This window comes from Sedimentitalea todarodis (assembly GCF_032595355.1).
Lineage (GTDB): Bacteria > Pseudomonadota > Alphaproteobacteria > Rhodobacterales > Rhodobacteraceae > Sedimentitalea > Sedimentitalea todarodis.
The window spans coordinates 121,946-143,452 of record NZ_JASMWN010000008.1 but is presented as its reverse complement, the minus strand read 5'-3'; the positions used below and the strand labels follow the sequence as shown (position 1 = coordinate 143,452).

Genomic DNA, 21,507 nt, shown 5'->3' with positions numbered 1-21,507 from the left:
GCCGGCGATGTGCTAGGGTAGGGTCATGGATCCGTTCGCCCGCCTCATTCCCGATGCCCGCGCCTTTCTTGGCGAACTTGCTGCGAACAACAATCGCGATTGGTTCACCGCGCATAAAGCCCGCTATGAAACCGATCTGAAAGCGCCTGCCACCCTGCTGCTGGACCAGATCGCCCATGATATCGGGCGGGAAACCGGGTTGGCCCTGACACCCAAGCTGTTTCGCGCGCATCGTGATGTGAGGTTTTCCAAGGACAAGACACCATACCACACGCATCTTCACATGCTCTGGAGCATTGATTTGCATTGCCGGCAGAGACCCGGACTGTTCTTCGGGATTTCTCCGGATTACGTCACCGTCGGCGGCGGGATCATGGGCTTTGACAAGCCGGTTCTGCTCGACTGGCGGCAGTTGGTCGATGGACCGTTCGGCGACAAGGTCCAGAACCTGCTGGAACAGGCGGCGGAGTCCGGTCTGGCGCTGCGCGAGCCAGAAATGAAACGGGTGCCGACACCCTATGCAAAGGATCATCGCCACGCTGACCTGTTGCGCCGCAAAGGTCTGGTTCTCTGGCGCGATGTAGCAGCGACCGAGCATGCAGCGCCGCTCACGGCGCTTAAGGCCGCATACCACGATCTGTCGCCGGTGCTGCAAGGTTTGCGCCCAGTTCTCTGACGTGACGGGTTTTGACAGGGCAATGGCGGCCCGGTAGGATTCATCGGCGCGAATACACGACCCACCCCCGCCCCCCGTTAGCGAAAGGGTTTTCGGATGCCTGCAATCTACCTGGTCGCGAACGAAGTGCTGTTCACCTCCTATGGCCATATCCAGTTCGTCTATGACGCGGATGACAGTTTTGACAATGGCGACGAGAAAGAGATCGAGGTCCAGCCGACATCGCTGGGATTTGGCGATTGGGATGTCAGCCCGGTACAGGATCTGGATATCCCGTTTGGCGTGGACAGTCTCGCGGTCAGGCTCGACCTGCCCTCGGGACGCGATGCCGCCGATCTGTGGAACCTGCTGGGCAATGTGCGCGATTTTTTTGCCGGAACCACAATCGACTACCGTCTTGGCATCACCGGGTCGCTGGAAGGGCAAAACAGCAATAGCTACGTCACCACGCTCGCGCATATTGTCGGATTGGACATCGCTCCGGCCATCGCGACCTTCCTCGCTTCGCCCGATTTCAGCGCGTTCCCCGGACTCGCCCGAAACGTTCTGTTTGACCATGTCGCTTCCGATGACACGCCGCTGTCCCCTGTTGCACTGACCGTGGCGGGATCAGACGGGTTTGATCTTATCGCGGGCGGCAACGGGGCGGATACGCTGGACGGGGGGCACGGCAAGGACACGTTGTATGGCTATGGCGATAGCGATCTTCTGAGCGGCGGAAATGGACGCGACACCATTTTTGGGGGCGCCGGCAACGATACCGTGAACGGCAATGGTGGCCGGGACAGGATCAAGGGCGAAGATGGTGACGATTTCCTCAACGGTCAGAGACATGACGACCGGCTGATCGGCGGTGACGGCAACGACACGATCCGGGGCGGTAGCGGATCGGACTGGCTGATCGGCAACGGCGGACAAGACACGCTGTGGGGCGGCATCGACGCCGATGTGCTTCGGGGTGGCGGTGGACAGGACGAATTGTCAGGTCAGGCTGGTGACGATCTGCTGGAAGGCATGAGGGGAAACGATGTGATGAGCGGCGGTGGTGGTGCCGACGTGTTCCTGTTTGACGGCCTGCTAAACGAAGGCCGCGACGAGATCACCGATTTCCTGCCCGGAACCGATACCCTGCGCATCGAAGGATTGGTCTTTGCGGATATCACCATCGGCGGTGGCGGCAATGCGGTAATTTCTCTGGATGGCAGGACCGAGATATCGCTCAGCGGTCTGGCCGAGACGGCCATCGGCGAAAGTGATTTCGATTTCATCTGAACACCGCAGCAGCGCGGCGCGGCATTGATCCCGCACCCGATCCGTTGTCACATTGCAAACCGAAGCCGGTCATCGCAATTCAGACCCCTGCAAGTGGCAACGCGGCCTTGGAGTTCAACCGAGGATGTACCCGCAGCCCTTTATTTGCTATCATGCTCCATAGTTTCAGACCGTTCGGCCACGATTTTGGCCCAATCTAATTTTCGATGGAGGCGCTTATGACGACCATCCACAGTACCATTTCCAACGACGTATTTCCGACCGAGCTAACGGATCCCAACAAGATCGTCACAGAGTATCAATCCTATACACTGATCCCGCGTCTGGGGCCCCTGTCCTACGCGTACATCAAGAAGGCCGCCCGCCGACGCCTCTGGTACATGAACCGCACACTCGTCCTGCTCAACATGGTGGCGACATACAAGGCGACGTGGAAGGTCAAACCGGATCTTCAGAGCCTCGCACTGGGTGCGATGGTAACCACCGGCCACACGGCCCCCGGTGTCAACACCGATCCTGCCATTGTGCGCCGCGTTCCTACATCTGACGAACGACGCATGATCGGTCCCCGCGTTCTGATGAACAACGTTCGGCGGTTGCCGGATAGACCCACCGCTGCCCCTGCGGGTGGCGTGGTGGCCGCCTCTCCGATGGCCGACCTGAGGATCGGGCTTCAATCCGAGAGCGACCGCGATATTCTGGGGATCTTCCGTGAATCCAACCCGGTCATTGACCGGCTGGTCGCGACTGGCAGGCTGCTGGATGACAAGGGCGATATCAACGATGAACTTGTCGATATGGATCCAATGGGGCGGCTTAGCGCAATCATCGAAGCCGCACCGGCACCCGAAAGCGAAGCCAGTGCCTTTATCAGTTCGGTCTCGAAATCCGTAACCGTGGACGCGCTGGCGCATGATCGGTCGCTGTCTCCGGTCGCGAAAGTCGCCAAGGCTAACAGTGCCTTGCAGGATCGGGTCGCCGCCTCGGTTGCTGACTCAGTCGCCCAACTCGATATGCTCATGGGGGTGGCGACCTATGACGATGCGCCGATCGTGGATAGCCGCGAATGGGCATTCCTGCGCCGCGAGAGGGTCGAAATCCTGCTCTCGCCACCCAAATTTCGCGGGCCGCTGTCCGTCAACTCGGTTGCACCCAACAGCGAGCTGACACTGACGGACAGCCAGAGCACAACATCGCAAACATTCGATATCAGCGCATCTCAATCCGCCCGGACAAGCGGCCAGAACATGCTGATCTCCAACCAAATTCGCGAAAAGCTCGGCACCCTTCATGACTTTGGCTCAAACCTCGGCCAGACCATGAGCGAACAGGGATATGAAAAGGACAACTCAAAGGGTGAAAAACGCACCATCATCGAACAGACCCTGAGCGAGATATCCGAAACCAATGCCGCAACGACCATATCGTCTTCGACAGTTGGTGCATCCAGCGTGCGTGAATACAAGACGCGCGGAAACGACACCAACTTTGCGACAACCGAAGTTTCGTTCGAGGTCTTTTCATCAGTCCAGGTCACGCATTTCCTGGATGGGATCGGCGCTGTCTGGTGCCCACGGATCAAGAACCCCTACGGCATGCTTCGCCAGACCATCAACGACTATGAGGCGCAGGTTCGATCAGACTATGTCGTCGAAAACCATGTGACCGATCCGGCCGAACCGCTGCCGACCTATGAGGGGTTTGCGCCCGTCCCGGGAGATGCCAAGAAAATCTCGGGAGATGACATCGAGGACGACACCGAATTCACCTATCTGGTAACAATCGCGTTGCGCGATCAGGACAAGGCTCAAGGCTACTTTCTGGACGACAACGTGACGTACGAACTGATTCAGGAATCCGAATGGGACGAAAACGAACTCGACGCCGATCAGTACGACATCTTGCCTCCAGTCGTTAAGGAATATGTGCCGAACTCTCATATCACGATCGAGACCACGCTTAAGGTACACGAGGAACCCTGGGGCTGGAACCCGAGCTGGGTCTGGGTCCGTGTCACGGTGAACAAGTTCAAATACACGGCTTCGTATCTTCAGCAACTTGAGGATTACATGAACACCGTCGGCCAGCTGAACCCCGCACGGCGGTCGGCGGTCGAGGCGCAGGCCAAGCGATATGCCCGGCTGAAAAAGGAAGAACTGATCCGTCGGTATGCAGACAATCCGGCCGAACTGCGCGAGTACACCTTTATCGCGCTGATGCGGCAGATGTTCGGGAATGGCAAGAACTGGTCCTATTATCACGGCATTATCAAAACCTGCATCAACTGGGATCGCGCGCAGATACAACCCGAACCGGCCAAGCCCGAACACCTCGCGGCGGACGGGCTGTCTCCTTTCCACTTTCTCAACGTGGTTGCGGTCCGGTTTTTTCTCCCGATTCATGAAGGCTCCGAAGACGCGTTTTTCGAAGCGGTCAGCAATACGCTCGACACCAACTGGAAGCAGCTGTTTGCCAAGGTCAAAACCTATGTCGACCTTCAGCGCGACAAGGTCGATACCATGACGGAGCGCATGAACGAGGCTGACATTCAGGAGCTGACGCTGGATGCCTATGACTCCGAACTTGTTCTGGGTCGCCACCTGGAAGCTGTCCTGAGCAAGACAACGTTTCTTGAATCGTGAGCGGTTCAGCCAGCAGCGCGGACGCCGGCCACCCGACAATTGCCCCGACGCCGGAAGACGGTGTGGTTGAAAGCGCGACCGCAACGCTTGCTCCGGTGAAGTATCCCAACCGGCTGCAGGATATCGCCGTTGTCGGGCGAACCGGTGCATGGCGTCGCACCTTCATGCTGCGCCCCAAATACGGCGGGCGGTTTCTGTTTCTCTTGTACCCAAGCAAGGGGATGTCGCCCGAGAACGTACTCACTGAAGCCGTGCATTTCCCCAACTTCAACAGCGCCCCCAAGGTTCTGGAGTTCCGCATACCGCCCGAACAGCGTGTACATCACGAATGGGACTGGCGGTTGGTCAAGACGACATTTGCCGATACCGAGGACGCGGATTACGAGATTCGGGATCTCTTGCAGCAACCCGGAGACGGAATGCTGGAGGGCTGGCCCGCTGCATCACTGGCCCTGTCCGCCGCAAATGACGGCGCGCTGTCGCATCTCATTTTCGAGACCCGCGCCGCCGCCGAAGGGCACATCCGGTTTTCAGAGGAACTGGATACTGAAGTGTCGCGCACAATCGCCTGGTCCTGCCATCAGCCCTATGAAGCGCGCAACGGCAATCCGGCGGTCAAAGGTGATGTCCGCGAGATCCTGCAGTGGATCCAGTCGCTGACCGAGGGGTTCGATCCGCATCGGGTCTGGGCCCTGGGCGACACCATCTATTCCGATGGCACCGGATCTCTGAACTTTGTGAAGCAGGTCTATGACAAGGTTGGCTGGCACAACAACTGGGATTTGCGCAAGGATCTGCTGTCACTCTTCCGGCTATGCTATCGCCATCACTGGAGCTTTCCGGAGATGCAGGCGCTCATGCGCAACTATCCCCATATCGCGATGTGGGACGACCACGAAATCCGCGACGGCTATGGCAGTGCCACAGCCGATTTCAAGGAAGAGAACAAGGCCATGAAGGGCATCGCCAGCCAGGCCGCCGAAGAGTATCTGTTTTCATGGAACACACGGGTTCGCAGTGAATCCGGCCGCAACATCGCCATCGACAACCACTATGCCTATGTCGACGCGCCGGTCGCGGCCTTTGTCTTTGACGGACGCAACAATCGCAGATACGGCGACGATGTTCCCCTGCCGCCCGACATCCCGCTTTTTGCATCGATCCTCATCGGAGTGACCGGCATTCTGGCCACCGGCGGCGCGCCTTCGGCAATCGCCGCCGCCGCAGGTGGCACCGCAGCCACGGTCGCCATCGAAAAGGAACTGCTGGAGCTCTACCGCTGGCACAATCCGGGCGAAGTGATCTCGGATCAGCAGCTCGACGATTTCCGACGCTATTGCAGGCACATCCGGGCGCTCCCCGGCGTGCGATACCTGTTGCTCGGAAACAGCGTGCCGTTCATCTACGTGAATGACGTGATCGAAGCGCTGGCCTCCGAGCTTGAATTGACAGCCACCGATACCGGCAAGAATGTGCGCGACGATATCCGCGACAGCTGGCATTCACCCGGCAACCGTCGCCAGTTGCTGCGGCTGATCGACATTCTACGCGAATTGCACACCGCCCGCCCGGATATCGAAATCATCAACCTCTCGGGCGATATCCATATCTCGAACGCCTTTGCCGCCCAACCCGAGGGTTTTTCGAAACCGATCTTTCAGGTCACCTCCTCCGCGCTCACCAATCGCCCGTCGATGTCGGGCAGCGTCGCTGATTTGTTGAGTGTCGACGGCAAGTTGGGTTTTCTGGACACGGGTGGTGACTTCGGCGCGGTTCAGCGTCTGTGGCACGAAGGCAGTTTTCGCAATTTCCTGTCCATCGAGGCGCGCGAGACACAAATCACGCTGCACCTGCATGTGTACAACACGGGCGATTCCGAACCCTTGGGCAAACGTGACCGCAAGCTGATCATCAGGCCACAGGGTGGGTTTGAGATCATCGACGGGTGACATGACACCTCATCTGCCATGTGTTTCCGATCTTTCCCTGTCGCACCCCGAGCAATAGCCCGGGGCGCGCGGCGCCATGTCACCGCAGATGGTGGACCTCCTGCAGCCCGTAAACCGGCGTATCCAACCCTTCGAGCCGCGCCTTGAGTTGCAGTGCGAGGTAGAGCGAATAGTGTCGCGACTGGTGCAGGTTGCCGCCGTGCAGCCAGAGGTTCTGCTGCTGCGTCGGCTTCCACATATTGCGCTGTTCGCCCTCCCAGGGGCCGGGGTCCTTGGTGGTGTCAGAGCCAAGCCCCCAGACCTTGCCGATCTTGTCCGCGACCTCCTGGCTGATCAGATCCGCGGCCCAGCCGTTCATCGAGCCATAACCGGTGGCCATCACCACCAGATCCGCCTCGAGCCGGGTGCCGTCCGCAAGCACGACCGCATCCGCCTCGAAGTGATCGACCTGTCCCTTCACCAGCTTGACCTCGCCGTCGATGATCAGCTGGCTGGCCCCCACGTCGATGTAGTATCCGGAGCCTCGGCGCAGGTATTTCATGAACAGGCCCGAACCATCATCGCCCCAATCCAGTTCGAACCCGGCCTTTTCCAGACCCGCGTAAAAGTCGGCGTCGCGTTCGCGCATCTGTTCATAGAGCGGGATCTGAAATTCGTGCAGGATCTTGTACGGCAGCGACGCAAAGATCATGTCGGCCTTATCGGTGGTCATGCCATTTGCTACTGCCTGTTCGGAATAGAGCCCACCAAGCCCGATATCCATCAGCGTTTCGGACCGAACGATATGTGTCGAAGAGCGCTGCACCATGGTTACATCGACATCGTGTTCCCAAAGCGCCGCGCAAATGTCGTGCGCCGAGTTGTTGGAGCCAACGACGACAACTTTCTTGCCCACCCAGTCATCGGGGCCGGCATGTTGCGAGGAATGCTGGATGGTGCCCTTGAAATCATCCATTCCGGGGAATTCCGGAAAATTGGCCTTGCCCGACATGCCGGTGGCAAGCACCAGTTGCGTTGGTTTCAGGACAACCGTCTCGCCGTCCCGGTTGACCTCGACCGTCCATTCATTGGCCGCCTCGTCAAAGCTGGCCTTTGTCACCTCCGAGCGGGTCCAGTAGTTCAACTCCATCACCTTGGTGTACATTTCCAGCCAGTCGCCCACTTTGTCCTTGGGCGAAAAGACCGGCCAGTTGTCCGGAAACTTGATGTAAGGGAGATGATCGTACCAGACTGGATCGTGCAGGCAGAGCGACTTGTAGCGGTTGCGCCACTGATCGCCGGGGCGGTCATGCTTGTCCAGAACGATGGTCGGGACGCCCAGCTGACGCAACCGCGCACCCAGGGCGATACCGCCCTGCCCGCCGCCGACAATCACGGTATATGGCTGGGTGTCATAGCCAAGCGTCTCGGCTTCGGACTTGCGCTCTTCTTTCCAGGTGGCGCGATTCTTGTCCGCGCCATGTTCGGCGCCCATCGGTCGCCGCGTGCCGCGCGGTTCCTCAAAACCCTTCAGTTCCTGCAACGCGGTCAACAACGTCCAGATGCCGTCTTCCTTCAGACGGATCAGACCCCAACCGCGCCCCACGCCGGTTTCAAACGTGATCCACGCGGTGATGATCCCATCCTCTTCGGTGGGTACTTCGCCATCCTGCAGTTTAAAGTCCGAAGGTTTCACCGCCTCCAGCTGGCTGCCCAGCATGTCGCCGATCTGATCCGGTCCCTCTGCCGTCTTCAGGTTCCAGGTGACCGCCACCAGGTCTCGCCAATAGCTGTCGGTGGCAAACAGTGCCTTGATCCGGTCAACGTCTCCGGCGGCAAACCCTTCGTTCAAGCTGTCCAGCACTTCCTGCGTGCGGGTTGTCACGGTCGTATCGAGCATCGCGTATCCTCCTCATGCGCGTCTTCGTTCACAGTTATCCTTCAGGCAAGGCGGCTTGCGCCAGCGTCATCACAGGAGTCCGCGACAGGATCGCGGAAATGCTGAACCGGCGTTGCATGCGCAACAGCGCGCAACACGGCTGTTCAACCGGGTGGGATCACCCCGGCCCGGCGCATTCGGCGCATCACAGTCGACCGATTGACACCCAGCCGCCGCGCGGCCCGGGCCATGTTCCAACCACAAGCCTCCAATACCTCTTCCAGCGAGTCCTCACCTGACGGTTCGGCCCCCGTCTCTGCAGGTGGCGGCAGATCGGGCAGGTCGATCACCCGCCCGTCGCAAAGCGCAGCAGCCACGTCCAGAACACGCTCCAGTTCATGCAGATTGCCGGGCCATGCGCGGCCGGTCAGGTCGGCGCGCGCTGCGGGAGACAGGCGCAGATCATCCGGTGCCCGACGGCGCAGCAATCGATCTACCAACCAGCCCAGATCTTGCCGCTTGCGCAGGGGCGGCAGAACCAGTGTCGCGCCGGAAAGCCTGTAGAACAACGGCTTGTGGAACCCGCCGTCGCGGACCGCCTGCCCGAGATCGACACAGCTCGTCGTCAGAACGCGCAGTCCGGGGCGCTCGTCCAACAGCGCCGTCAACACTGCCTGTGCGTCGCGCGGCAATTCCTCGACCCGGCGCAGGACCAGCGTCGCGCCCGCGGTGCCCGGCGGACTCAAGGCGTCAATCAGCCGGTCCGGGGTTTGCGCCGCGCATTCCAAGGTGATCAGGCTGTGGTCCTTGCCGCTGCTCACGTGCAGCGCGCGTGCCAATCGCAGTTTCCCGACGCCCGTTTCTCCGGACAAGACCAACGGCACGGCCGTGGTGGCCAGGCGTTCGGCCTGCAACAACAGGCGCTGCATTACCGGGTCGCTTCCGGCCAGGGCGTCCAGTGGCCCGCCCCGCATACGCAAACGACCAGTCACCTCTCGGGGTGATTTCGGGGCCTGCGGAGCAATCGCATGACCGAAGAGCGCGCCACCATCCGGCATATTGATGACACGATCCTCCGTGGGTCTGTCGCGCATCAGGTCTGGCAAATCCTCCACCGACAGGTCGAGAAGGGAATCGATCCGCTGCCCCAAAAGCGCGCCATCCGCGCCACCGAACAGCTTTCCGGCGGCACGGGTAAATCCGATCACCCGGCCCGAGCCATCCAGCGTGACGGCCGCCTCGGGATCGACGTCAAGAAATTCGGGGCTTGCGGACAGGCGCAACACCCATTCGCGCCGGCTCTGCGCCATCAGGTTGGCCATTTCGACCCGCCGGGCCGAAGCCGTGACAAGGCTCATCGCCAGGTTCTGACTGGATTTCGGAGACGGTGATTGCAGCAGCGAGATGTCCAGCACCGCCGCCAGCTGGCCCATACTGTCGTAGATCGGTGCCGCCGTGCAGGACAGCGCCGTGTGGGCATTGCCAAAATGATCGTCCTGATGAATCGTCACCGGTTCTCCGGTCACGATGCACGCGCCCGCCGCACAGGTTCCGGCAAGTTGCTCCGACCAGTCCGCCCCCATGAAGAGCCCCGAGCCGCGCAAATCGTCCTCGAAATCTCGATCTCCGAAAAAATCGACGCAGACCCCTTTGGCGTCGGTGAGCAGAACCGTATAGTTCTGACGGGCGACTTGCCGAAAGAGATTTTGTAGACCTGATCGCGCCGATGCAATCATCCGCTCGGCCTGCATCCGGTGGTCACGCAGTTCGGCCTCCGTGACAATGTGCGCCGGGTCCGCCCGTGTCGGATCCATTCCGTAAAGCTCGACACAGCGCTTCCATGACGCGGACACCTGACAGTCACGTCCGGTCGCGCGTCCATCCAGAACGCGTTCGATTTCTTCGACGTGTTGGCGTGCGATCATATCGTCCGTTCAAAGCCTCTGCACACGAGGATTACCACAGAGACGCCGAAAACACGACGCGCCAAAAGGTCGAACAATCCGCGCAGCATTTTCCTGCTGCTGCACCCGGCGCGCGCGCCGCCCAGGTTTCTACTGGCGGCTTGTCACCGCGCCCCGACAACGGATTCCTCCGGCCGTGGCCTGCAACAGGGTGGCCTCGTTTCTTCGGTTCGGTAGTCCGATCACATCCGGCCCGCCAGGTTGAACACGATCCAAAGCGTCCCGCATGCCATGATCGCAAGAACGAGCGCCGAGAACAGGATCAGGTGCAAATCCTCACTTTTTTGACGCGAAAAATCGATGTGCAAAAAGTAACGGAAGTGAACGACGATCTGAACCAGCGCACAAATCGCAACGATCGTCAGCACCTGCATCCTGGCCAACCCGCCCCATGCCACCAGAGCAAATGGCAGCAGGGTCAGCGTCAGGGCCAGGGCGAACCCAACCAGATAATGGCGGACTTCTGCCTTGTGGTCTTCGCTTTGCGGTGTCATGCGAGCCCCCCCAGATAGACGATCGAGAATATGCCGATCCAGATGATGTCGAGGAAGTGCCAGAAGAGGCCCAACCGGAGCAATCGCGTCTTGACAACATCCGTCAGGCCCATCGTGCGCATCTGGATCAGCATGATCAAGAGCCACAGACATCCGGCGGTTACGTGCAATCCGTGCAAAGGCACCAACCCGAAAAACGCAGACAGGAAACCACTGCGCGACGGGCCCGCCGACACCGCGAACATGCCGGCAAAGTCCCGCAATTCAAACGCGAGAAAGGCCAGACCAAGGATCAGGGTCACAATCAACCAAAGGCTCATCTCGCGCTGGCTGCGTTTGTGGCGCATCGCCAGCGATGCCATCCCGAATGTCAGGCTGCTGGTCAAGAGCAACATCGTCTGGATGAACGCGCTGGTCAGCTCAAAGAGGTCCTTTGGCCCCGGCCCGCCCGCTTGCGCCATTGGACCGAGCATCGTCACGTAGGTGGCGAACATCAGGCCGAAGATGATCAGGTCGCTCATCAGAAAGACCCAGAACCCGAACACCGATGCTTCTGCACCAGCGTGTGCGGCGCCGTGATGGTCGCCCAGATTCAGGCCGGGATGTCTGCGTTCATGAAAAATCATGCTGCCCCCTGTGGCAATTCGAGCGCCGCAAGGCCGCGGTTGGTGTCCTTGGTCTCTATGTCGCGCTTGACTGGTGAGGCATTGGCGACCTCTGCCAGCCAGGCCTGATGCGCGGCGGCGACCTCTGCGGCTGGAATGGTCTTGTGGGTGTCCGTCCTGAAAGAACGGGCCACGAAGGCCCCGATCATCACGACGAGCGAGAGGATTGCCAGCCACCAGACATACCAGACCAGAGCCAGCCCCAAAGCGGTGCCGCCGATCAAGACGATCGCACCGATCGAGGTATTCCGCGGCATCTCGATGTCTTCATAGGCAGTCGGTTGCGGATAGGCGTTGCCCTGCTCCTTCGCCTCGGCAAAGGCGTCGCGCGCGGTGACCTCTGGAACCACCGCGAAATTGTACTCGGGCGGCGGTGACGGAATCGACCATTCCAGCGTCATCCCGTTCCATGGATCGCCCAGCGGCACCCGTGTCTGCGCCCGGTCACGAACGCTGATCCGAAGCTGGATCAGCAACGAGGCCAATGCACAGAATATGAGACACGCGCCGCACATCGCAATCAGTGTCAGCGGCTCGAACGCCGGGTCGCTATAGCTGGCCGAGCGCCGGGGCATCCCCATGACCCCCAGCACATAGAGCGGGAAGAATGTGAACATGAAGCCGAAAATCCAGAACGTCGCCGCGACATAGCCCCAGCCCTCGTTCAGTCGGAACCCGAATGCCTTTGGAAACCAGTAGTGGTATCCGGCCAACAGGCCGAAAAGCACACCGGGGATGATCACGTTGTGAAAATGCGCCACCAGAAACAGCGTGTTATGCACCTGATAGCTGATGGTCGGGTTTGCCAGCATGACTCCTGTCAGCCCGCCGATGACAAACAGGATCAGAAAGCCGGTCGCATAGACGATCGGGACGGAAAACCGAATGCGGCCTCGAAACATCGTCGCCATCCAGTCATAGACCTTTACCCCGGTTGGCACTGCTATGAACATCGAGGCGACGCCAAATGCCGCGTTCACCTGCGCGCTTTGCCCCATGGTGAAAAAGTGGTGCAGCCAGACCGTGAAGCTCAAGACCGAAATCGCCATGGTCGCGAAGACAAGCGAATTGTAGCCATAGAGCCGCTTGCCGGAAAAGGTCGATATGATCTCGGAAAAGATGCCATAGCAGGGCAAGACCAGCAGATAGACCTCCGGATGGCCAAAGAGCCAGAACAGGTTGACATAGTTCATCATGTTCCCGCCCAGATCGTTGGTGTAGAAATGGAAATCCAGATACCGGTCCAGCGCCAGCGTCAGGGTTGCCACGGTCAGCGGCGGCATGGCAAAGATCATGATGATCGCGGTGCACAGCACCGTCCAGGAAAACAGCGGCATGTAAAACAGCTTCATGCCCGGTGCGCGTTCCTTGTAGATCGTCACGGCAAAGTTGATGCCCGACAGGGTCGAACCAAGCCCGGCAATCGCCACCGACCAGATCCAGTAGTCCGGCCCCGGTCCGGGATTGAAGGCAATGCCGGTGTAAGGCGGGTAGGCAGGCCAGCCACCAGTCGAGAATTTCCCCAGAACAAGGCTGATCATCACAAGCGCGGCCCCGATGGCGGTCAGCGCAAGACTGATCTGGTTGAGCACGGGAAACGACACGTCCCGCGCCCCGATCTGCAGCGGCATCACATAGTTGATCACGCCCGCAATGAACGGCATGGCCACGAAAAAGATCATGATCGTGCCGTGCGTACTGAACAATTCGGCAAAATGGCTGTCCGCAAGGAACCCGCCGTCGAGTCCTGCCGCCTGCTGCGCACGCATCACCACGCCTTCGAGCACGCCGCGCGTCATCATCACCAGTGCCAGCACGATGTACATGATCCCGATCCGCTTGTGATCGGTGCTGGTCAGCCAGTCACGCCACAGCGGCGTCCACCAGTTGAACCATGTCAGCATCGCCACGACCGCGATACCGCCCAGGATCACCATCATTGCCGCCGATGCCCCGACAATCTCGGACGCCGTCGGATTGGCAATTGCCGGCAGGATCGCCAGGCTCGAGATGTCCAGCCGTCCCAGAAGCCAGGCGTATGTGGTCGCATCGCTCATCGTGTGATCTCCGGCAGGGATTGGGACAGGGCACCCGGCCCGCAGATATAGCTGCCGGGTTGACCGCTTGGATCAAGGGCGCTGCCCTGATGATACCGATGCAGAACACGGTCAAATAGATCAGGCAGAACGGTCCCGAACCAGACCGCGTCGGCCGGCATACCGGATGTCGCCAGCGTTTTATGAACCTCAGTCGGAGTCGACCGCACAGCAAGGTTGCCATAGGTGTCCAAGTCCAGCGGCACACCGTCCGATTTGACCCGCTCACTCCAGGCCGCGAAATCTGCATCGGTCTGGGCCACGGCGCGGAACTTTTGCTGGGTAAATCCATCGCCGTTGAACTGGGTGTTTTCGCCTTCGAACTCTCCGGGCGCATCTGCAAGCACCTGAAGCTGCGTTTCCATTCCGGGCATGACATAGATCTGGCCCGCCAGTGCAGAGATCAGAAAGGACTGCATCACCGTATCGCTGGTCAGGGTCAGTTTGACCGGTCGATCCGCAGGAAAGGCCATTTCACCGACTGTTGCGATCTCCTGTTCCGGGTAGACGAACAGCCATTTCCAATCCAGCCCGATCACCTGCACCTCAAGTGCTGGCTGGTCTGACTTCAAGGGGCGGTAGGGGTCCAGCGCCACCGTTTCCTGCCAGAGCTGAACCGACAAGACCGCGACGATGGCAAAGGGAACACCCCACATTGCGGTATCCAAAAGGGCCGAAAATTCCCATTTCGGAGTATAGCGCGCCTTTTGATTTCCATACCGATAGCGCCACAGGATCAGCGGCACGAACAGCAGGACCGGCAGCACCGCGATCATCGTGATCGCCGCTGTCTGAATGAAATGGTCCTTTTCCGCAGCCGCGATCGGGCCTTGCGGATCAAAGAAGGACGAGCTGTTGGCCCAGACGGCATCTGGCGCGATGGCCAGCCCTGCCGACGCGAGGGCGAACGCCGGTGCGCGCCGGATCAAACTGTGGCTCATCGCAACCCTTCCTTCCTGTCCCAAGAACGGGATCGCACCGACAGGGTTTGCTGAACGGCAAATCCGATCAACAGGCAGATCAAATGCGCGCTGTCTGCAATCACATCGAGATCGTACCAGACCTTGACCACAATCGCGGCAACCACCGCACCGAGCAAGAGCCACTTGTGTGGCCAGCTTGCAAGGATCGCACCGATCAGGCCAAACCCACCCGCCGACATGCCGACATCAAGGGTCGCCCGTGCATCAGCCTGCCCGATTTCGGGTATCGCAGCAACAAGCGGCACCACCGCGAAAAGCACGATTACCGAACCGACGATGTCGATGGAAAAATAGGTGATGGCCGTGCGCAGCGTCGATCCATGCCATTCGAAATAGCCAATGACGGCACCGGCAAAGATCAACTGGCGAAGGAACATGCCCAGATCATGGGACAGGAACGTCCCGGTGATAAGCCGGGCAAGGTCGCCAGTGACGACCGTCTGGTGGCTGATGCCCCAGTTTGAAAGAGTCTCTGCCGGCAAGGTTCCGGCCAGCGTTCCGGCAAACCAATTCGCAAGCACCATGATCGACAGGAACAGAATGGTGAACGGGATGCGCCGGATGTGCTTCATTGCGAACTCACGTGAATGCCGAACGCCGCGATCAACCCGAAGAGCGCGGCAATCAACACAAGCAGGAAAGCATTGGCCGACAAGGCGTTGTCATCAACGAGCTCAGATGCCGCGATGTTCCTGCGGATATGCTGCATACGCAAAAAGGCCAGCAGGATCACCAGCGCACCCGTTGCCAGCATTAGCATCTCCGACCAAAGCGCTGCCTTTTCCTGCCCAAGCCGCGCCGCGGCCAGCCCAAAGCCGACAATCGCGATGACGGTCCGGACCCAGGCGAGAAAGGTGCGTTCGTTTGAGGAATGATCTGCATAATTCTCAATCATCGCCGCTCTACCCTACCAAACCCTTGATTCCGCCCGAAATCAGGACGTTGACCTCGTAAAGAACACGTGGTGCCGCCAAACCGCCCGGGCTGGCCAGGTAGTTGGGCGTCCACACGGGATCGAATTTCTCCTTGAAGGAGCGCAGCCCTTCGAAGTGATAGACCTGTTCACCATGTTCATAGATGAACCCCCCGATGCGGTTCCAGAGTGACGACAGCTGGTGGTTTTCGATGCCCGAAAACGGAGCCGCCCCAAGCGAGAACCAGTGGAACCCCTCTGCGGCCCCCCAGAGCATGAGTTCGGCAAACAGGGCATCCATTGCGATTTTCGGCCCTTCAGGATCATACCGCATCAAATCAAGCGAGAGCTCGTGCTTGTTCGCACCCTGAAACAGGTTGGCAAAGGCAACGATACGGCCGGTTTCGACATGACGCAGGACAGCATGATCAAAGTTGGAAAGATAGGTGTCATCAAAATAGCCCAGAGAAAAACCTTTCTCCTCGCCTTGCTTTTCTTGCATCCAGCGATCCGAGATGCCGCGCAACTGGTCAAGGACGGTTGGCACCTCGGCCTTTGGGATGATCGCGAACTCATACCCGTCGCGCCCGGCACGGCTGCGTGCACCGCGAAATTTCTTCTTGCTGGACCCATCAAGCGTGAACCCCTGAAGGTTCACGCGCGCGACCTCGCCAATCTTGAGGATGGACAGCCCGAGATCGAGATATGTGGCCAGGTATTTCGGCGATACCGCGTAAAAGGCACAGCGCTTGCCGGCCTTGTCGGCCATTTCGCGCAATTGCCAGATCAGCTTGCGCCCCGCGGCCTCCTCGCCAACCGGCTCGCCCTTGGTGATCAGTGATCCACCCGTGTCGCAATAGGCGATAAAGGCGCGATTGTCCTCGGAGATCAGAAACGCCTTGTCGCCGAGCAGGTCCAGCTGTGCCTCGGTGTCCTCGCTTTGCGCGATGAGTTGGCGCACGACATCGGGTATTTCGTGAGAGTCCTTGATACCGCTGCGTCGGTAGAGAAGTGAGTTCAGGGTGATCCCGAATAGGATCAGCGCAACCACGACACTTGCACGAAGGAACCGCGAGGCATCGCCGTCGAACGCAAACTGCCACCACAGCGCATCGCGATATTCGACATGGCTGTAGGCAAAAAACCCGATCCAGAAGATCGCCGCCAACAACGCCAGAATGCTGACGAGCCACGTGGCGTTGAGGCGAAAGACCGATACCGCCTCGACCCGGTAGAACGCCGATCGGAACGCGCCGAGCACACCAAGCGAAATGAGCATGCCAAGGGCCTCTTCCCAATCGAGACCCTTCGCAATGGATGCGACAAATCCAACGATCATCAACCCCATGGCAATCAGCCACGCGCGATGGAGCTTGCGATACAGCCCGCGCGCGACCACGATCAGCAACAGGCCCGCCACGCTGCCCGCCAGATGCGACGCCTCGACAAACTGCAGCGGGATGATGTCCCGCAAGACGCCGAAACGCGCGGTCTCGCCGGGCAGGTTCCCCGAGATCAGCAGGATCGATCCGGCCAGCAATGCGATCCCCGCAGCCGCTATCGGAACAAGAGGGCGGATCAACCGGTACGCCCAGTTCGATGTCGTGGCGATTGCCCCGCGTCGCGTCACAGCCCATGTCACCGCCAAGGCCACCACGGCAACGGCAAAGGGCAGGACCGAATAGATCACGCGATAGAGCAGGAGCGCCGCCAGCATGTCAGGCCGCCCTGCCGCACCGAGACCCGCGATCAGCGTTGCCTCGAACACGCCCAACCCGCCGGGAGAGTGGCTCAGGATCCCGAGCGCGGTAGCGCCCATATAGATGACGAAGAAATAGACAAAATTGTCAGCCAGATCGGCTGGCAACAGAAAATAGAGCGTCATCGCCGCGCCCATCAAATCAATGACGGCGACTCCCATGAGCGAAAGCGCCAGCCGCCCCCCGGGCAAGGGCACCCGAAAGCCCTCTGCCCAAAAACTGCGCGGTGCCCGTGAGAGCCAGAGCACCAATAACGCGAGTCCGACCAAAAGCGCCGCGCCGATGGCAATCTCAAGCGTCCCGTCGAGCGGCAACACCTGGGACAGCCCGACCGGGTGGGCCAGAAACAACAGGCCCAGGATAAGTATGAGCCCCAGCCAAAATGCGATCCACGATATCGCGATGATCCCGGCGACACGTGCAAGATCGACCCCAAGCGACGCGTAGATCCGGTAGCGCACGGCCGTCCCTGTCAGGTAGGAAAACCCGAGAAGGTTGGAAATCGCCGTGCCGCTTCCACCTGCAAAGGCGGCAATCCTGTCCGGAACCTGCCCTGTCGCAATGCTGCGCACCGCAAGGACATCATAGAGGGACAGTGCGAGAAAGCTGATCGCCATTGCGGCAATCGCCAACGCGATCGAAGTCCAACTGCTGGCCGCGACATCGGCCTTTACCGCACTCCAACTGACCTTGGCGGAAAGCTCATGCAGGACATAGAACGTGATCGCCACGATCACCAAAGGCACAATTATTCGAACAGCAGGATTCGCAAGCAGGCGCGATATGCGCCCCGGTGCGACTGGCGCCTCGGCCGGATTTTCAACGGCGGTCATGCGGACGCCCCTGCAGAACCTCGGCCTGAATGTGCTGCATCTCTGCCAATTTGCCCATTTCTGCGCCAGCTGCAGGAACGTTCTGTCCAGCCCGAAAACCAGGCCCCGATCTGGCACATCTCCTCCATGCGATCAGGATTAGCACACTATTACATAATCGCAGATTGTCAGGTCTAATCTGCGCATTTCAAACCCGAAAATTGCAACGGGTCCAATCTCCTTGGGCGACGGCACCTTCGATCAAAAAAGGCGTTGCGGGTTCACGACGCGTTACTGCGGTGGCGGTGATGTCAACGCAGATGAGGCAGGGATGCACCATGATGCATTTCATATATCGAAAAAGATGGTCTCATCCGGACCCTGCAGATGAATGTCGAACCGATACGCGTCATCTGCGACTTTCTTGGCCAGCAGTGTCGGAATGCGATTCTGATGTTCGATCCGCGTCAGGATCGGATCAGTGGCGTTGGCTTCCGCTTCATCTTCAAAGTAGATGCGCGTGTGCAAGCCGATGTTGATGCCACGTGCGACGACCCAGGCGGTGATATGCGGGGCTTGCATGCGACCATCCGGGAAAGGAACTGCGCCAGGCTTGACCGTTTCAAAGGTAAACTCGCCGGTCGTCATGTCGCCGGGCGAGCGCCCCCAGCCGGCAAAATTCGGATCGGCCTGCCCCCGGGTTTCGTTTGCCGAGGGGAACAACCCCGCCGCATCCGGTTGCCAGATTTCGATCAGCGCATCGCGCAGTGGCGTTCCGGTCCCATCATATGCGATGCCCGTGATGGTGATTTCCTGCCCTTGTACCGGGCCGGTTTTCATCGACGATCCAAGATCGCCGCCATAGATGTCGATGCCCGTAAAATTGGGTGTACAGCCGATATGAACATAGGGGCCGGCGGTTTGGCTGGGAGACTCTTTGAGATACTCAAGCTTCTGGACCATGATCACAGACCCTCCCTGCGGTTCTCAAAGTATGTCTGGCGCTGCCCGCGCAGAACCATATCGAATTTGTAGGCGCGGCTGTCCATCGGGACGGTGCGGTGCATGTCCAGCAGCGCCGTCAAGGCGTCCACGGCCTCCTGGGATTTGAGCACCCCGACGATGGGACACAGCTTGATGTGCGGGTCGCCCTCGAAATACATCTGAGTGATCAGGCGCTGCGCAAAGCCGTGCCCGAATATCGAGAAATGGATATGGGCGGGTCGCCAGTCGTTCATGCCGTTGGGCCACGGATAGGGGCCAGGCTGGATAGTGCGCAATTCATATGATCCATCCTCTGCCGTGATGGTTCGCCCGCAGCCGCCAAAATTCGGATCAAGCGCCCCCTGATAGCTTTCTTTCTTGTGACGGTATCGGCCGCCGGCATTGGCTTGCCAGAATTCGACCAATGCGCCGGGCACCCCGCGCCCCATTTCGTCCAGGACCCGGCCGTGCACGATGATCCGCGGGCCGATCGCAGTTTCACCCGCTTTGGCATAGTTGAGGATCAGGTCGTTATCGAGTTCTCCGATCATGTGATGCCCAAAGACCGGCGATGTTTCCTCGCTCATCGTGGTTGGAAAGGACAACAACGCCGCCTGAGGGCTCCGTTTGACGCTTGTCTTGTAGGCAGGGGTCAGCGCGTCAGGTTGCCAATCACGATCCCGAGGAACGAAGCCTCCGTTTTGCTTGATCAGGCTCATAGGTCGACCTCCAGTTCGTCGAATGTCTGTTTGGCAAGTTTGATGGCGTGGTTGGCCTTTGGAACACCAGCATAAACCGCAACATGCAAAAAGGCCTGAACGATCTCTTCCGGGCTGGCCCCGGTGTTGCGGCTGGCGCGGATATGCATTGGGATTTCTTCAAAATTCCCGGTCGCAGCCAGCAATGCCAGCGTCAACAACGACCGGTCCCGCCGCGAAATCGTGTCGTCCGCCCAGAGTGTCCCCCAGGCTCCTTCGGTGATCATGGTTTGGAACGGTTCGTCAAACTTGGATTTACTGGCCTCCGCCCGGTCCACATGGGCATCGCCCAGAACCTCGCGACGGACGGTCATGCCGGTTTCAAAGCGGTCTTGCATGTGGGTTTTCCTTGGTCAGTGATGTCGGGATGGTGCCGTAACGTGCCGGGTTCTGTGCGCCATGCGCGTTTCTCGCGCATCTCTGCATCGCAACGGCGTTTGCATCTGTCCGCTGCATCAGTACGGAAGCCCGACGTAGTTTTCCGCCATCGCCTGTTGCGCGGCCTTGTTGGTGCGCAGGAATTCCAGCTCGGCCACTTGCATCTTGAGGTCGAATGCGGACTGGTCAGGATAGCGATGCAGCAGCGACGAGAACCACCAGGAAAACCGCTCGGCCTTCCAGACCCGCTTCAGGGCCTTTTCGGAATAGGTAGCGATCCCCGCCTCGGAGCCAGTTTCGTAGAAATCGCCCAGCGCGTGATAGAGATAATGCACGTCCGAGGCGGCGGTGTTCAGGCCCTTGGCCCCCGTGGGCGGCACGATATGCGCCGCATCTCCGCACAGAAACATCCGGCCCCATCGCATGGGTTCGGTCACGAAAGACCTCAGAGGCGCAATCGACTTTTCGATCGACGGCCCGGTGATCAGCCTGTCGGCCTGCTCTTTCGGAATGCGGCGCTTCAGCTCTTCCCAAAACGCCTCGTCCGTCCAATCGCTCGGGCTGTCGCTCAATGAGCACTGAATATAGTACCGGCTCAGATTGTCATTTCGCATCGAACACAGGGCAAATCCGCGGCTGGAATTTGCATAGATCAGTTCGCGATTGACCGGTGGCGTCTCGCTCAGGATACCAAGCCAGCCAAACGGATAGATTTTCTCATATTCGCGCCGCATCTCCAGTGGAATGGAATGTCGGCTGACGCCATGGAATCCGTCGCAACCGGCCACGAAATCGCAATCAAGACGCCGCGCAGCGCCATCAACCGTGTAATAGACATGCGGCGTGTCGGTGTTGGCGCCTTGAATGACAACATCTTCGACTTCGAACTCGATCTTACCACCGGCCTTTTCGCGGGCCTCATAGAGATCGCGGGTCACTTCCGTCTGGCCATAGACCATCACGGGCGTGCCCGTGTGCTCCAAAAAATCCACGCGGAAAATTTCGTCGCCATATGCAATCAACGTCCCGTCATGGGCAAAGCCTTCGGCATGCATCCGATCGGCACAACCTGCTTCTTCCATCAGGTTGACAAGGCCCTGTTCCAGAACCCCCGCACGAATGCGCCCCAGCACATATTCCTTGGTCTTGCGTTCCAGCACCACGCTGACAATTCCGCGCGTATGCAACAGTTGGGACAGCAGAAGGCCGGCCGGGCCGCCACCAATGATTGCCACCTGTGTTTTCATGGGATCCTCCGAACCTGTTGCACGCATGTTAATACATCGTATTCTGTAAGAAAAAT

The 21,507-nt window shown here is 59.4% G+C and carries 17 protein-coding genes; 4 read left to right on the top strand and 13 right to left on the bottom strand.

Annotated elements, in window-relative coordinates; translation table 11 throughout:
* The first annotated feature begins 25 nt into the window (after nt 1–25).
* The 4 genes from QO231_RS12110 to QO231_RS12095 all read left to right on the top strand — a co-directional run bounded on the left by QO231_RS12110 (nt 26) and on the right by QO231_RS12095 (nt 6,539).
* Nucleotides 26–676, top strand: a complete 651-nt coding sequence (locus QO231_RS12110; RefSeq protein ID WP_316776455.1) for a TIGR02453 family protein — start codon at nt 26–28, stop codon at nt 674–676.
* Between the two features lie 96 nt (nt 677–772).
* On the top strand, nt 773–1,948 hold the full coding sequence (locus QO231_RS12105) for a calcium-binding protein (RefSeq protein WP_316776453.1): 1,176 nt from the start codon (nt 773–775) through the stop codon (nt 1,946–1,948).
* A 218-nt stretch (nt 1,949–2,166) separates the two neighbouring features.
* Nucleotides 2,167–4,590, top strand: a complete 2,424-nt coding sequence (locus QO231_RS12100) for a hypothetical protein (RefSeq protein WP_316776452.1) — start codon at nt 2,167–2,169, stop codon at nt 4,588–4,590.
* Nucleotides 4,587–6,539 carry an alkaline phosphatase D family protein gene (locus QO231_RS12095; protein ID WP_316776450.1) on the top strand — a complete coding sequence of 651 codons (1,953 nt, stop codon included), beginning with the start codon at nt 4,587–4,589 and terminating at the stop codon, nt 6,537–6,539. Before QO231_RS12100 ends, QO231_RS12095 begins: the two co-directional genes overlap by 4 nt.
* 79 nt (nt 6,540–6,618) lie before the next feature.
* Here the strand turns inward: QO231_RS12095 and QO231_RS12090 are convergent, their stop codons facing one another.
* The 13 genes from QO231_RS12090 to pobA all read right to left on the bottom strand — a co-directional run bounded on the left by QO231_RS12090 (nt 6,619) and on the right by pobA (nt 21,451).
* Nucleotides 6,619–8,418 (bottom strand): NAD(P)/FAD-dependent oxidoreductase, encoded by a 1,800-nt coding sequence (locus tag QO231_RS12090; protein ID WP_316776447.1) that lies wholly within the window; start codon nt 8,416–8,418, stop codon nt 6,619–6,621.
* 143 nt (nt 8,419–8,561) lie between these two features.
* Complete coding sequence (locus QO231_RS12085) at nt 8,562–10,322, bottom strand: sigma-54-dependent Fis family transcriptional regulator (protein WP_316776445.1); 1,761 nt, start codon at nt 10,320–10,322, stop codon at nt 8,562–8,564.
* 221 nt (nt 10,323–10,543) lie between these two features.
* Nucleotides 10,544–10,855, bottom strand: a complete 312-nt coding sequence (gene cyoD / locus QO231_RS12080; RefSeq protein WP_316776443.1) for a cytochrome o ubiquinol oxidase subunit IV — start codon at nt 10,853–10,855, stop codon at nt 10,544–10,546.
* Nucleotides 10,852–11,481 (bottom strand): cytochrome c oxidase subunit 3, encoded by a 630-nt coding sequence (locus QO231_RS12075; protein WP_316776440.1) that lies wholly within the window; start codon nt 11,479–11,481, stop codon nt 10,852–10,854. Before QO231_RS12075 ends, cyoD begins: the two co-directional genes overlap by 4 nt.
* The gene (locus tag QO231_RS12070; protein WP_316776438.1) at nt 11,478–13,577 is read right to left on the bottom strand and encodes a cbb3-type cytochrome c oxidase subunit I; all 2,100 of its coding nucleotides are present in this window, start codon (nt 13,575–13,577) and stop codon (nt 11,478–11,480) included. Before QO231_RS12070 ends, QO231_RS12075 begins: the two co-directional genes overlap by 4 nt.
* On the bottom strand, nt 13,574–14,557 hold the full coding sequence (locus QO231_RS12065; protein WP_316776435.1) for a cytochrome ubiquinol oxidase subunit II: 984 nt from the start codon (nt 14,555–14,557) through the stop codon (nt 13,574–13,576). The genes QO231_RS12070 and QO231_RS12065 overlap by 4 nt, the downstream gene beginning before the upstream one ends.
* Nucleotides 14,554–15,171 (bottom strand): hypothetical protein, encoded by a 618-nt coding sequence (locus QO231_RS12060; RefSeq protein ID WP_316776434.1) that lies wholly within the window; start codon nt 15,169–15,171, stop codon nt 14,554–14,556. The genes QO231_RS12065 and QO231_RS12060 overlap by 4 nt, the downstream gene beginning before the upstream one ends.
* Nucleotides 15,168–15,494 carry a YidH family protein gene (locus QO231_RS12055; RefSeq protein ID WP_316776431.1) on the bottom strand — a complete coding sequence of 109 codons (327 nt, stop codon included), beginning with the start codon at nt 15,492–15,494 and terminating at the stop codon, nt 15,168–15,170. Before QO231_RS12055 ends, QO231_RS12060 begins: the two co-directional genes overlap by 4 nt.
* Before the next feature lie 7 nt (nt 15,495–15,501).
* A complete protein-coding gene (mprF, locus tag QO231_RS12050) occupies nt 15,502–18,105 on the bottom strand; it encodes a bifunctional lysylphosphatidylglycerol flippase/synthetase MprF (protein ID WP_316776428.1) in 2,604 nt (867 codons plus the stop codon).
* A gap of 327 nt (nt 18,106–18,432) precedes the next feature.
* On the bottom strand, nt 18,433–19,047 hold the full coding sequence (gene pcaG, locus QO231_RS12045; RefSeq protein WP_316776426.1) for a protocatechuate 3,4-dioxygenase subunit alpha: 615 nt from the start codon (nt 19,045–19,047) through the stop codon (nt 18,433–18,435).
* Between the two features lie 2 nt (nt 19,048–19,049).
* A complete protein-coding gene (gene pcaH, locus QO231_RS12040) occupies nt 19,050–19,787 on the bottom strand; it encodes a protocatechuate 3,4-dioxygenase subunit beta (RefSeq protein ID WP_316776423.1) in 738 nt (245 codons plus the stop codon).
* A complete protein-coding gene (gene pcaC / locus QO231_RS12035; protein WP_316776421.1) occupies nt 19,784–20,164 on the bottom strand; it encodes a 4-carboxymuconolactone decarboxylase in 381 nt (126 codons plus the stop codon). The genes pcaH and pcaC overlap by 4 nt, the downstream gene beginning before the upstream one ends.
* A 117-nt stretch (nt 20,165–20,281) precedes the next feature.
* Nucleotides 20,282–21,451: a 4-hydroxybenzoate 3-monooxygenase gene (gene pobA, locus QO231_RS12030; protein ID WP_316776419.1), complete on the bottom strand. Its 1,170-nt coding sequence runs from the start codon at nt 21,449–21,451 to the stop codon at nt 20,282–20,284.
* Nucleotides 21,452–21,507: the final 56 nt, after the last annotated feature.